This is a genomic window from Ancylobacter aquaticus, from assembly GCF_004339465.1.
Classification (GTDB): Bacteria; Pseudomonadota; Alphaproteobacteria; order Rhizobiales; family Xanthobacteraceae; genus Ancylobacter; species Ancylobacter aquaticus.
The window spans coordinates 1,651,875-1,664,659 of the sequence record NZ_SMFY01000001.1; the positions used below are offsets into that span (position 1 = coordinate 1,651,875).

The window sequence follows — 12,785 nt, forward strand, 5'->3', positions numbered from 1 at the left end:
TTTTTTGGCCTTGTCGCGGGCAAGCTGTCGTTTGTATGATTTTTATTCAATTAATTCATACAAAGGATGCCGCATGTCCGTTCGCCTCCACGCTGGTCTCGTCGCCTTCGCCGCCCTCGCCCTGCCGGTCGGCACGGTGCCGGCGTTGGCGCATTTCCAGGAAATCATCCCCTCGGCGGATGTTTTGCCGGAGGGCGGCGCGGTGAGCGTCGACATGGTGTTCACCCATCCGGTCGAAGGCGGCCCGGTGATGGAGATGAAGAAGCCGGCGAAGATGGGCGTGCTGATGGGCGGCAAGGCGACCGACCTCCTCGGCCAACTCACCGAAAAGCCGGTGGACGGCAAGAGCGCGTGGTCGCTCGCCTATGAGCTGAAGGAGCCGGGCGCGGCGATCTTCTATGTCGAGCCGCAGCCCTATTGGGAGCCCTCGGAAGGCAAGTACATCGTCCATTATTCCAAGGTGATCGTCGACAGCTACGCCTCGGGCGAGGGCTGGGACGAATTGGTCGGCCTCCCCGTCGAAATCCAGCCGCTGACCCGCCCGACCGGCATCTGGGCCGGCAACGTCTTCTCCGGCGTCGTGCTGCAGGACGGCAAGCCGGTGCCCTTCGCCGAGATCGAGGTCGAGTTCATTAATGACGGCACGGTGAAGCCGCCGAACGACGCCTTCGTCACCCAGGTTCTCAAGGCCGATGCCAACGGCACCTTCACCTATGCGATGCCTCGCGCCGGCTGGTGGGGCTTTGCCGCGCTGCTGGAAGGCGACACCCCGATGACCTCGCCCGAGGGCAAGCCGGTGCCGGTGGAAGATGGCGCGCTCATCTGGGTGAAGGCCACCGACATGGGTGGTAAGTAGCCTTTCATGGCGCACATCCCCGACGGCATCCTCTCCGCTCCCGTCCTCATCGCCGGCGGTGCGCTTGCCGCCGCCGGCGTGGCGCTGGGGCTGCGGCGGCTCGACGACCGGATGACCCCGCGCACCGCCATCCTCGCGGCGGCGTTCTTCGCAGGCTCGCTTGTCGCGGTGCCGGTGGGGCCGTCCAGCGTCCACCTGCTGCTGGCGGGGCTGATGGGGGTGATGCTCGGCACCGCCGCCTTTCTCGCCGTCCTCGTGGCCCTGTTGTTGCAGGTGCTGCTGTTCGGCTTTGGCGGACTGACGACGCTCGGGGTGAACACGGTGAACATCGCTCTGCCGGGGGTGCTGTGCGGCCTGCTGCTGGGTCCGGTGATCCGCTCCACGACGCGACCTGCGGTGCGAGTGGCGGCCGGCGCGCTGGCCGGCGCGCTGGCGGTGCTGGGGACGGGGGGGCTCGTTGCCTTGTCGCTGTGGCTGTCGTCGAGCGACTACACGCCGGCGGCCCGCGTGGTGATCGCCACCTATCTGCCGCTCGCCCTCGCTGAGGCCGTCGTCACCGCCACCATCGTCTCCTTCCTCGCCCGCGTGCAGCCCGACGCGCTGAGGCCGGTCGCGCCATGATCCGTTTCCTGACGGCGCTCTTGCTGGCACTGGCCTTCGCCGGACCGGCGAACGCGCACAAGCTCAAGGTCTTCGCGACCGTCGAGGAGCGCGCGGTGAAGGGCTACGCCTTCTTCATCGGCGGTGGCCGGGCGGCACAGGCGCCCTGGATCGCCAAGGACGCCGCCGGCGCGCGCCTCGCCGAGGGCGCGACGGACGGGGAGGGGCGCTTCGCCTTCCCCGCCCCTCAGCCACCCGCGGATGCGACGGTAACGGTCGACACGCGCGAGGGGCATGTGGCGTCGGTAACGCTGCCGGCGTCGCGCTTTGGGGGCGCGGTGGTGGCCGGGGCTCCGCCGCTGGCGTCGGAGAGCCCTGGCCCGGCGGTGGACGGGGCCGAGGCGCGCCTTGCCGGGCTCGTCGAGGCGGCTGTGCAGCGGCAGGTGGCCCCGCTGATGGAACGGATCGAGGAACTGGATTCGCGCCTGCGCTATGCCGACATCCTCTCCGGCGTCTTCCTCATTCTCGGCCTCGCCGGCATCGGCCTGTGGGCGCGCGGGCGCCGCACATGACGGTGGCGGCGCTGCAGACGTCCTCGGGCGACCTTCGCCTGCGCCTCGTCGCGGCCTTCATCGTCATAGCCTGCCTGTCGCAATTGCGCGCGCTCCCCATCGCGCTGGCGGCGCTGGCGGCGGTGGGGTTGGTGGCCGCATGGCGCCGGCCCGATGCCCAGCTCTGGCGGCGACTGCTGCATGTCGAGGCTTTCCTGCTTCTGCTGTTCGCGACGCTCCCCTTCACCCTTGCGGGGCGGCCGCTGTTTACTCTCGGCCCGCTGACGGCGAGCGTCGAGGGCCTGGAGCGCGCCATGCTGATCGCCGCCAAGGTTTCCGCCTCGGTGCTGGTGCTGACGGTGATGCTGGGGCAGGTCGAGCCAGCGCGGCTCGGCACTGCGCTGCGAGGACTCTATGTGCCGGAGGCAATCGTGCGCCTGTTCGTGCTCACGGCGCGCTATCTCGGGCTGATTCGCGACGAGGCCCGGCGGCTGCAGGAGGCCATGCGGATGCGCGGCTTCCGCCCCGGCACGAACCGCCACAGCTGGCGCAGCTATGGCCATCTCATCGGCATGCTGCTGGTGCGGGCGCTGGAACGGGCGCAGCGTGTGGAGGAGGCGATGCTCTGCCGGGGCTATGAGGGACGTTTCCCGCGCCTCGCCCAGCCTGCCCCCTCGCTGCGGGATTGGGCGGGCGCCTCGGCGGCGGTGGTCTTCGGCCTCGCGGTCACGGTGGCGGACAGGCTATGAGCGCGCTGCTCGCCCTTGAGGACGTCACTGTCGCCCGTAACGGGGCCGCCGTGCTGCGCGAGGTCAGCCTTGGCCTCGCCGCCGGCGAGCGGCTGGCCATTGTCGGGCCGAACGGGGCGGGCAAGACGACGCTGCTGCGCACCCTTGTCGGGCTGGAGCACCCGAGCGCTGGACAGGTGTGGCTGTTCGGCACGCCGTGCCAGACCGAGCGCGATTTCCGCACCCTGCGCCCGCGCATCGGCTATCTGTTCCAGGACAGCGACGACCAGCTGTTCTGCCCGAGCGTGATCGAGGACGTGGCTTTCGGGCCGCTCAATCTCGGCTGCACCCAGGCGGAAGCTTTTTGCCGGGCGCAGGAGGTGCTGGCGATGCTCGGCATCGCCGCTCTCGCCCCGCGGATCAGCCACCGGCTTTCCGGTGGCGAAAAGCGCCTGGTCTGCCTCGCCGGGCTGCTGGCGATGAAGCCAGACGTGCTGCTGCTGGATGAACCCACTAACGGCGTCGACACCGAGAACGGAAAGCGCCTGCGGGCGGCGCTGCACGCGTTTCCCGGCGCGATGCTGCTGGTCTCGCATGATGATGCCTTCATCGCCGAGCTGGCGACACGGGCGATGGCGATCGAGAACGGCCTTCTGTCCCCAGCCGCGCTGCACACCCACGCGCACAGCCACACCCATTCGCACCCGCATATCCATGTGAGCGGAGACTGAGGACTTGGGGCGGCAGCGGCGCGCGCGCCCCTCAAAGGCTCGCCTCGGCTGACGGCGCCTTCTATGCTGGCCCGACGCAGTCGCGATCCCCCCGAACCCATCCACGAGGCGCCCATGAATGAATTCGATACGGTCATCCGCGGTGGCACCGTCGTCACCGCTTCGGACACGGTGCGCGCCGATGTCGGCATCCGCGACGGGCGCATCGTGGCGGTGGCCGAGAGCCTGAGCGGCGGGGCGAGGGTGATCGACGCCTCGGGGCTGCTGGTGATGCCCGGCGGCATCGACAGCCACGTCCATCTCGCCCAGCCGGCATTTGGCGGCCCGGCCATGGCGGACGACTTCGAGAGCGGCACCCGCTCGGCCATTGCGGGCGGCAACACCACGGTGCTGCCCTTCGCGCTGCAGCCGCGCGGCGCCAGCCTGCGCGAGAGCGTGATGGACTATCACAAGGAAGCCGACGGCAAGTGCTATTGCGACTACGGCTTCCACCTCATCATCTCCGACCCATCCGCCAGCGTGCTGGGGCAGGAACTGCCGGCGCTGGTGGGTGACGGCTACACCTCGTTCAAGGTGTTCATGACCTATGACGATTTGGTGCTGAACGACCGCCAGCTGCTGGAAGTGTTCGACTGCGCGCGCGGCTGCGGCGCCCTCGTCATGGTCCATTGCGAGGGCTATGACGCCATCCGTTTCATGACCCAGAAGCTGGAGGCGGCCGGCAAGACGGCGCCCTATTATCACGGCGTCTCCCGCCCGCAGTCGGTGGAGCGCGAGGCGACCCACCGCGCTATCAGCCATGCAGAGCTGACGGATGTGCCGATCATGGTGGTGCACGTCTCCGGGCGCGAGCCGATGGAGCAGATCCGCTGGGCGCAGCAGAAGGGCCTCAAGGTCTATGGCGAGACCTGCCCGCAATATGTCGCGCTCACCGCCGAGGACATGAAGGGCCTCAACATGGACGAGAGCGGCGGCAAATATGTCTGCTCGCCGCCCCCGCGCGACCATGCGAGCTGGGACGCCATCTGGGAGGGCATCCGCACCGGCGTGTTCCAGACCTTTTCCTCAGACCACTGCGCCTTCTTCTACGAGGGCGAGATGGGCAAGCTGAACCCGAAGGCGCGCACCTCCTTCCGCTGGGTGCCGAACGGCATTCCCGGCGTCGAGACGCGGCTGCAGATCCTGTTCACCAAGGGCGTGGTGGAGGGGCGCATCACGCTCAACGAGTTTGTCGCGCTCACCTCGACCAACCATGCCAAGATTTACGGCCTGTACCCCAAGAAGGGCTCCATCGCCCCCGGCTTCGACGCCGACATCGTGCTGTGGGACCCCAATCGCAAGGAAACCATCCGCCAGGAACTGATGCACCACGGTGCCGACTACACCCCCTATGAGGGCATGGAAGTCACCGGCTGGCCTGTCATGACGCTGCTGCGCGGCAAGGTGATGGTGGAAGACGGGCAGATCGTCGGAGAGCCCGGCGACGGCGGTTTCCTCAAGCGCGAGCTTTCGCCATACGCTGTGCCGGCAGGCGGCGTGTCGTGAACGGCGCGGGCGGGTCGGCGCGGGAGCTGGAAGTGCTCCCGATGCCCGCAACGGCGGAGGGCTTTGACCCCTACGGCCAGTTGGTGGACGCGGGGGCCGCCGCGCCGATATTGGTGAATGCGGGCACGGCACGCCGCCACGACATCGTCGAGATCGAGCGGGATCACCGGCCCGGAAGCCGGCTGGTCGCCTCGCTGTTCGAGACCACACCGCAGGCGCTGCCGCTGGTGGTGCGGCTGATGGAGCGCCATGCCTTCTCGCAGCAGGCGATCATCTCCCTACATTCGGAGGATTTCATCCTCGCCGTCTGCCTCGATGACGGACGGGGGCGTCCCGATCTCAGCACCCTGCGGGCGTTCCATTTTCCCGGCGGGGGCGGCGTCGTCTACCGGCGCGGGGTCTGGCACACGCCGATCATCGGGCTCGGCGGAGCCGGGCGGTTCTTCGTGCAGTCCTGGCAGGCTGGCACGCGCGAGGATTGCGAGGAGCAACTCGTCGCCCCGTTCGTCATCCGGGCCGGCTGACGGCGCCCGGGAGCGGGGAACGCTAACCAGCGGCGGGCGTTATCCCGGCAGCCACTGTCAGGAGGACCCCCCGATGGCCGACGCCAACAAGATCAACGAGAATCTGCCTTCCAGCGCCGATCAGCTCATGCGCGAAACCGGCCGCAACGTCTCCGCCGCCACCGATGCCGTACGCGACGGTGTCAGCGACGCCGCCGACCGTGCCTCGAACCTCTACGCGACGGGGGCCGACCGTGCGTCGGAACTCTATGCGGCGGGGAACGCGGCTGTGGCCAACCGGATCGACGTGCTGCCCGGCATGGTGACGGCGGCGCTGGCGGGCGTCGTGGTGGGCTATTTCATCGGCCGCGATCGCCAGTCCAACTGGTAGGCGGCCCGGCTCAGGCCGGATGAGGCTGGCCCCTCGGGGTCTGAAGGGGGCAGGGGCATTCGTTCCTGTCCCCTTTTTCAGGTCGAACCGGCCGGAACCGCATGGCGGCCCGGCCGGCCATCATGGCTCGTCAGGTCCGGGCCCGCGACCTCTTCAGCGCGCCGTAGACGGGCAAGGCGAGCGAGAACAGGACCACCACCAGCAGCACGGCGGAGATCGGGCGCTCGACGAAGATCGACAGGCTGCCGAAGGACAGCAGCAGCGACTGGCGCAGCGACATTTCCAGCATCGGCGCGAGCACCAGGGCGAGCACCAGCGGCGGCCGGGGAATGTCGAACTTGATCATCAGCCAGCCCAGCACGCCGAACACGATGCACATCCACACCGTGCCCAGATCCAGCGTTGCGGCATAGGCGCCGACGAGCGACAGCGCGAGAATGCCGGGGGCGAGATACACATAGGGCACCCGCAGCAGTGCCGCGAACAGCGGGGCCAGCGGCAGGTTGATGATCAGCAGGAACAGGTTGCCGACGAACATCGAGGCGATCAGCCCCCAGACCAGGGTCGATTCCTGCTGCATCAGCATCGGGCCGGGGCGGACGCCGTGCAGGATGAGCGCCGCCAGCAGCACCGCCGTCGAGGCCGAGCCGGGAATGCCAAGCGCCAGCATCGGGATCATCGCGCCGTGCGAGGCGGAATTGTTCGCCGCCTCGGCCGCCGCCACGCCGTCCAGCGCCCCCTTGCCGAACCGCTCGGGATGCGGGCTGAACTTGCGCTCGGTGAGATAGGCGAGCAGCGAGGCCACCGAGGCTCCCGCCCCCGGCATGATGCCGACGAACAGGCCGATGATGCCGCCGCGCAGAATGGCAGCGCGGGTCGCCACCCAGTCGCTCATCTTCGGCAGCATGTCGCGGAAGCGGGTGCGGATGGGCTCCATCGCATGCGAGCGTTCCAGCGAGGCCAGCACTTCGCCAATGCCGAAAATGCCGATAGCGACGGGAATGAAGTCGATCCCCTCGAACAGGGCGGGCTGACCGAAGGTCAGGCGCGGCGCCCCCGTCAGCGGATCGGCGCCCACCAGCGCGATCATCAGCCCGAGCACGCCGGCCATGAGGGCGCGCACCGGCGAGGCGCCGAGGCTGGCCGTCGCGGTCACGCCGAGCAGGGCGAGCAGGAAATACTCCGGCGCATTGAACCGCAGGGCAAAATCACTGAGCGTCGGGGTGATGAAGGTGACGGCGATGACGGCGCCGATGCCGGCAATGAAGGAGCCTATCGCCGCGATCGACAGGGCCGTTCCAGCACGGCCCTCGCGCGCCAGTTTGTGTCCGTCGACCGCCGTCATGACGCCCGAGGCCTCGCCCGGCACGTTGATGAGGACGGAGGTCAGCGTGCCGCCATACTGGCCGCCATACATGATGCCGGCCAGCATCATGATGGCGATCGCCGGATCGAGGCCGAAGGTGAGAGGCAGCAGGAGAGCCATGCCCGCCGCCGGGCCGATGCCCGGCAACGCGCCGACGATCTGGCCGATCAGCACGCCGAGAAAGACGAATCCGAGGCCCGCGGGTGTCAGAACGGTCGCGAAACCCTGGCCGAGCAATTCGAGGATTGACATGGTTCGCGGTTCTCAAAAAGGGAAGGCGATCGCCGGCAGGGAAACACCCAGCCAACGCACGAAGACAAGCTCGACGCCGACGGCCACGCCGACGGCGGTGAGAAGGCTGGGCACCAGCTTCTGCCGCAGCACGAGCGTCAGCATGAAGCCGATGAACAGGGCGACGGCGGGCACCATGCCGACGATCGGCGTGACCAGACCCATGCCGACCATGGCCGCCAGGGTCGCCCCGACACGCAGGAAGCCGGCCCCGTCGGGAAAATCGAGATCGCCGAGGGAGTGGCCGCGAAACTGCTCGACGAGCAGAATCACGGCCAGCACCGCCCCCGCAGCGGCAAGCCAGACGGGAAAGAACGCGGGTCCAGGCGTCACGCCGTCCCAATAGCGCAGGCCCATCGTTCCAAGGCCGACGAGCAGGGACAGCCCGATCATGAACAGAGCGGGAAGTGCCGCGAGAAGTCTCATCGTCTGGCTCCGCCGGTCAGTTCTTCGCGAGGCCGACGCTCGTCAGGAGACGTCGGAACGTATCCTGCTCGCGCTTGAAATAGGCCCCGGCGTCATCCAGCCCGTAGAAGGTGGAAAGCTGGAGGTTTCTGGCGATGGTGTCCTTCCAGGCCTGGGTCTCGGAGGCCTTCTGGAACTTGTCCGCCCACCAGGCCGCGACGGCGGGATCGAGGCCCGGAGGACCGGCAACGCCCCAGAACTGCAGGTAGACGACGTCGACGCCCTGTTCCTTCGCCGTCGGCACGTCCTTGTAGCCGGGCTCGGTGCGGCGCTTTTCCGAAAGGATGGCCAGCGGCTTGGCCTTGCCGGATTCGATGAGGCTCAGGCCCTCGGCGAGCGTGGCGAAATGGCCTTCGACATTGCCGCCGAGGAAGGTGGCCTGCGCGGCCGAACCGCTTTCATGGGGGATATAGGTCAGCTTGATGTCGGCGGCCTGCTCGACCAGCGCGGTGGCGAGATGGTCATTGCCGCCCGAGGCGCCGCCGGCGATGCGGACGCGGCCGGGTTGCTCCTTGGCGGCGGCGACGAACTCCTCAAGCGTGTTGAATTTGCCGTCCGGATTGGTCAGCAGCACCAGTTCCGACTGCACGAAGCCGGCAATCGGCGTCACCTGGTCGATCACCGAGGGCGTGCCCTGGACGATCGGCGTGGTGAACACCGGCGAGGCCAGGGTGAGGAGAACGTTCTCGTCGCCCTTCTTGCCGAGGACATAGTTATAGGCGTTGGAATGGCCGCCGCCGGTCCGGTTCTGAACCACGATGGGGTTCTCCACCAGCCCGTCATTCATGATCTTGGCCATGGTCCGCATGATGACGTCAGGCGATCCGCCGGCGCCGGAGCCGACGGTGATCTCGATCGGCCCCTTGGGCGCGCGCATTTCGGTCTGCGCCAGCGCCGGCACGGTGGCGGCCATGGTCCAGGAAAGCGCGCATGTAAACGCCAGCGCACCGGCGTTCCTTATCCTCGTGGTCATGAAAGTCCTCCCGTTTGATCTGTTGTTGTTGGTCCAGTTCCACCGCCCCTGGCTTCGTTCAGGTCCAGAGTGTCGACGGGTGGAAAAGCTCTTCTGGCGAGACCTGCCGCAGAGCGAGGTGCTGCTCGCTGGAATAGCGGCAGGCGGCGGCGAGCTCGGTGCGCGCCGCCGTGAAGCCATAGGGCCAGTAGTCCTGCCCCATGGCGGCCAGGGTCGACTCCATGCTGGCATTCAGCCAGGGAAGCGTCAGCCGGTTCGCCGAGCCGAGCCAGATCTCCCGCAGCTTCTGCATCGCCAGATCGCGCGCGCTGCGGAAGGTGTCGAACAGCAGCATCGGCAGATCGGGATGGCGCTCGACCAGCGAATTCCGCACCGCCAGCACATGCATGACCGGAAAGAACCCGGTCCGGGCGAAGTAAGCGCGCTCGGCGGCCTCGAAATCGGGGAAGACTCGCTCGATGCGCGGGTCGCCGTCGAGGAACGCCTTGGGCGGATTGGGCGCCAGCAGCCCGTCGACCGCCCCGGCAAGCAGAAGTTCCTGCAGCGTCTCGCCGTCGTTGATCGGCTGGATCGACAGGTCCGCCGGCGGCGTGAGGGCCAGGCGTTCGCGGCGCACCCCCTGGTCGAGCGCTCCGGTGCGCCAGGAGATAGCTTCGGCGCGCACGCCATACTCATCGTTGAGGATGCCGCGCATCCACAGCGCAGCCGTCATCTGGTATTCGGGAACGCCGATGGCGCGGCCGGCGAAGTCCGCCGGGGTCTCGATGCCAGAACCCGCCCGCCTGAAGAAGCCGTTATGGCGGAAGGCGCGGGAGAGAAAAACCGGCACCGCCGTATAGTCGGGAGTGCCGCGTGAGACCTGCAGGATGTGGCTGGAAAGCGAGAGCTCGGTGATGTCGAAGCGCGCTTCCTGCACAGCGATCGGAAACAGCGCGCTCGTCGGCAGAACATGTATGTCGGTGGCGTAGCCGGGCAGGGCCAGCGTGCCGTCGATCAGCGCCTGAACGCGATCATGGTTCCAGAAGGCCATCGAAATAGTGGTCGGCGTACCCACGTCCACGCTCCTCCCGCAAGGATGCTCTTTTTGCGCGTTTTTTGTCGTGCAGGCTCTGGCGGCCCGTGCTCGCGGCTGGTGATGGCGGACGCCGCCTCGGCGTCTCGGTCAATCAATTACAACCGATTTAGATTTGGTTTTATATTGGGCCTAACCCAACGTCAACAAAAGTCCACGGGATCGGCGGCCTCTGGGGAAGCTTGCGCAGCGCCCTTGGCAATCTCGTCGCGAAAGCGGGCGATTTCTCGCGGTGATGGGACAAGGGTTGTTCAACCAATATCGATATTGGTTTCTATGCTCGCGGTGTTGCGTCGCAGCCACGGCATTCGCTGCACGGTAGAATCCGCCGGATTCGCGACGTCAGCCCGGGACGCCGAATGCGTTGAATGCCTACCTGCGTCCGCGTTCGAGCAGCGCTTCGAGCTGAAGTTCCGGATAGATCTGCGCGACGTGCCGGACATCCTCGTCGAGCCGCGCGATGATCCAGTCGCGAAGTTCCGCCACGATGGGCCGCAGCGGCTTGTCGCGCGAGCGCACGAACTGGCAGTGCCGACCCGTGGCCTTGACGGCAGGGCTTGCCGGAACCAGCGCTCTGGTCCGCAGCCAGTGGCAGGTGACGTTGAGCCAGCCGAGCGCGACGCCCTGGCCAAGCATCGCCGCCTGCACGACGATCGCATAGTCGGAGAAGATCATTGAATTGGTCGCGGCGCCGGGATCGCCGGGAAAGAACACCTGCGACCAGTCCGGTTGCGTATCGCCAAAGGTGATCGGGCCTTCCGTCTCGACATCGGCAACGCGGTCGCGCGACCTGTCGCGGTAGCCCGGGCTGCAGATCGGCACGAGTATCTCGGGCATGATGTAGCTTGCCTCGTGCCGCTCGTCCGGCCCGTCGACGAAACGCATGCCGAGGTCGACATCGCTGACCGGCCCGGACAGTGCCGACATGATGAGTTGGAAACGCAGTTCGAGCGACGGGAAGGCCCGCTTGATCTCCGCCATGTGCGGCATGATCCAGTGCGTGGTGAAGCCGGTGGAGACCGAGAGGGTAACGGTCTCGACACCCGTCCTGCGGTCCTCGATCTCGCGCAGGGCGTGCTCGAAGCCCGAGAAGCCGCGAGAGACGGCCTCATAGAGAATGCGCCCGGCCTCGGTCAGCGTCACGCCGCCGGCTGCGCGGTCGAACAGGTTGATGCCGAGATGGTCCTCCAACCGTCCCATCATCCGGCTCACGGCGGCGGGCGTCACGTTGAGTTCCTCGGCAGCGCGGGCAAAGTTGCCACAGCGCGCCGCGGCCTCGAACGTGAAGAAGCCATTCATCGACGGCAAGGCGAGGCGAAGCTTGCGCATTACATAATGTAATGCCATCCGGATTTTTATTCAATTGAATGTCCCGGCGATCATTGGTTTCCTGCTGTCATGAACGGCGGGGATTGACCCCGAAAGCGCAGAGTTCGGGAGGTAGAGCCGCGCTGCGGTCCGGGCGCGGCAGGAGCCGCCCAGCGCACGCGACCGCGTCCATTGTGCATACGATGTAACGTTCCGCCGTAGCTTTCCTGAGGAGGCCTCATGGCGAAGGGGATTTGTCGCACATCGGCCCCGGGGTCGAACCGGGGGACAGCATGTCGACAATAGCGTCGCGCGACACCGTAGGGGTCTCCATCCGAGGCGCTTCAAAGTTCTATGGCAGCTTCCGCGCGCTCGACACCATCAACCTTGACGTCGCACCGGGTGAATTCGTCTCCATCCTGGGGCCGTCAGGCTCGGGCAAGACCACTCTGCTGGGTATTCTCGGCGGCTTCGTCCAGCCGACGTCGGGCTCGATTCTCCTCGGTGAGCGCGACATCACCTTCGAGCCGCCGCACACGCGCGACATCGGCATCGTGTTCCAGAACTACGCGCTGTTCCCGCACATGAACGTCGCGGAAAATGTGACGTTTCCGCTGCGGGCGCGACGCATGCCGAAATCCGAGTGGCCGGGCCGGCTCGCATCGGCGCTCGACATGGTGGAACTCGGCGGCTTCGGCGAGCGCAAGATCCACGAATTGTCGGGCGGCCAGCGCCAGCGCGTCGCGCTTGCCCGCGCCATGATCTTCGAGCCCCGCCTGATCCTGATGGACGAGCCGCTTTCCGCGCTGGACAAGCAGCTGCGCGAGAGCATGCAGATCGAACTCAAGCACCTGCACCGCAAGCTCGCGGCGACGATGATCTATGTGACCCACGACCAGCGCGAGGCGCTCACCATGAGCGATCGCGTCGCGGTCATGAACAAGGGGCAACTCGTCCAGGTCGATACGCCGGAGCGGCTTCACGACCATCCGGCCGATTCCTTTGTCGCCGGCTTCATCGGCGAGGCGACGCTGCTGCCGGTGCGGCGCGTCGACGACCGGTCGGTCGAACTCGACGGCATGCGCCTCATCTCCGCGCGCCCGGTGCAGGGCGACACCGACCTGCTGCTCGCTGTCCATTCCGAGAAACTCACCATCGTCGACGCGGCGCCGGGAATGACGAACGTGCTGTGCGGCGTCGTGACCGAGACGCTCTACCAGGGCGAGAGCATCCGCATCTTCCTGGAACTCGACCGCGGGGCGCGGCTCAGCCTCCGGGTGCCGAGCAATCACCAGGGCCGTTCGCAGCTCAAGGCGCCGGGCGAGCGCATCGCCGTCGCCATCCACCCGGACGACACGATCGTCGTCCCCCACGTCCGCTGACCCGATTTACCGATACGCCCGAG

The 12,785-nt window shown here is 67.2% G+C and carries 14 protein-coding genes; 9 read left to right on the top strand and 5 right to left on the bottom strand.

Translation table 11 applies throughout. The annotated features are described in order from the left end of the window. Nucleotides 1-73: 73 nt before the first annotated feature. The 8 genes from EV667_RS07625 (at nucleotide 74) to EV667_RS07660 (ending at nucleotide 5,905) form a co-directional block, all read left to right on the top strand. Nucleotides 74-856, top strand: a complete 783-nt coding sequence (locus EV667_RS07625) for a DUF4198 domain-containing protein (RefSeq protein WP_131834650.1) — start codon at nucleotides 74-76, stop codon at nucleotides 854-856. A gap of 6 nt (nucleotides 857-862) precedes the next feature. After that, nucleotides 863-1,477 carry a cobalt transporter CbiM gene (gene cbiM, locus EV667_RS07630; RefSeq protein ID WP_131834651.1) on the top strand — a complete coding sequence of 205 codons (615 nt, stop codon included), beginning with the start codon at nucleotides 863-865 and terminating at the stop codon, nucleotides 1,475-1,477. Next, entirely contained in the window at nucleotides 1,474-2,028 is a 555-nt protein-coding gene (locus EV667_RS07635; protein WP_131834652.1) for a cobalamin biosynthesis protein CbiL, read from the top strand. Before cbiM ends, EV667_RS07635 begins: the two co-directional genes overlap by 4 nt. Then, nucleotides 2,025-2,756: a cobalt ECF transporter T component CbiQ gene (gene cbiQ / locus EV667_RS07640; RefSeq protein WP_245516019.1), complete on the top strand. Its 732-nt coding sequence runs from the start codon at nucleotides 2,025-2,027 to the stop codon at nucleotides 2,754-2,756. The genes EV667_RS07635 and cbiQ overlap by 4 nt, the downstream gene beginning before the upstream one ends. Continuing rightward, nucleotides 2,753-3,466 (top strand): energy-coupling factor ABC transporter ATP-binding protein, encoded by a 714-nt coding sequence (locus tag EV667_RS07645; protein ID WP_131834654.1) that lies wholly within the window; start codon nucleotides 2,753-2,755, stop codon nucleotides 3,464-3,466. Before cbiQ ends, EV667_RS07645 begins: the two co-directional genes overlap by 4 nt. Nucleotides 3,467-3,580: 114 nt before the next feature. Next, nucleotides 3,581-5,011, top strand: coding sequence for a dihydropyrimidinase (hydA, locus tag EV667_RS07650; RefSeq protein ID WP_131834655.1), 1,431 nt, complete (start codon nucleotides 3,581-3,583; stop codon nucleotides 5,009-5,011). 41 nt (nucleotides 5,012-5,052) lie between these two features. Beyond that, on the top strand, nucleotides 5,053-5,535 hold the full coding sequence (locus EV667_RS07655) for an ureidoglycolate lyase (protein ID WP_131835065.1): 483 nt from the start codon (nucleotides 5,053-5,055) through the stop codon (nucleotides 5,533-5,535). 73 nt (nucleotides 5,536-5,608) lie between these two features. Continuing rightward, on the top strand, nucleotides 5,609-5,905 hold the full coding sequence (locus tag EV667_RS07660; RefSeq protein ID WP_131834656.1) for a hypothetical protein: 297 nt from the start codon (nucleotides 5,609-5,611) through the stop codon (nucleotides 5,903-5,905). A gap of 130 nt (nucleotides 5,906-6,035) precedes the next feature. Here the strand turns inward: EV667_RS07660 and EV667_RS07665 are convergent, their stop codons facing one another. From EV667_RS07665 to EV667_RS07685, 5 genes are all read right to left on the bottom strand, one after another. Next, entirely contained in the window at nucleotides 6,036-7,523 is a 1,488-nt protein-coding gene (locus tag EV667_RS07665; RefSeq protein ID WP_131834657.1) for a tripartite tricarboxylate transporter permease, read from the bottom strand. A 12-nt stretch (nucleotides 7,524-7,535) separates the two neighbouring features. Beyond that, complete coding sequence (locus tag EV667_RS07670) at nucleotides 7,536-7,988, bottom strand: tripartite tricarboxylate transporter TctB family protein (RefSeq protein ID WP_131834658.1); 453 nt, start codon at nucleotides 7,986-7,988, stop codon at nucleotides 7,536-7,538. A gap of 16 nt (nucleotides 7,989-8,004) precedes the next feature. Continuing rightward, the gene (locus tag EV667_RS07675; RefSeq protein ID WP_245516020.1) at nucleotides 8,005-9,000 is read right to left on the bottom strand and encodes a Bug family tripartite tricarboxylate transporter substrate binding protein; all 996 of its coding nucleotides are present in this window, start codon (nucleotides 8,998-9,000) and stop codon (nucleotides 8,005-8,007) included. Nucleotides 9,001-9,058: 58 nt separating this feature from the next. Further along, nucleotides 9,059-10,054, bottom strand: a complete 996-nt coding sequence (locus EV667_RS07680; protein WP_245516021.1) for a substrate-binding domain-containing protein — start codon at nucleotides 10,052-10,054, stop codon at nucleotides 9,059-9,061. Between the two features lie 390 nt (nucleotides 10,055-10,444). Next, on the bottom strand, nucleotides 10,445-11,401 hold the full coding sequence (locus tag EV667_RS07685) for a LysR family transcriptional regulator (RefSeq protein ID WP_131834659.1): 957 nt from the start codon (nucleotides 11,399-11,401) through the stop codon (nucleotides 10,445-10,447). Between the two features lie 272 nt (nucleotides 11,402-11,673). On the opposite strand from EV667_RS07685, the gene EV667_RS07690 reads away from it, so the two are divergent. After that, nucleotides 11,674-12,762: an ABC transporter ATP-binding protein gene (locus EV667_RS07690; protein ID WP_131834660.1), complete on the top strand. Its 1,089-nt coding sequence runs from the start codon at nucleotides 11,674-11,676 to the stop codon at nucleotides 12,760-12,762. The last annotated feature ends 23 nt before the right edge of the window (nucleotides 12,763-12,785 follow it).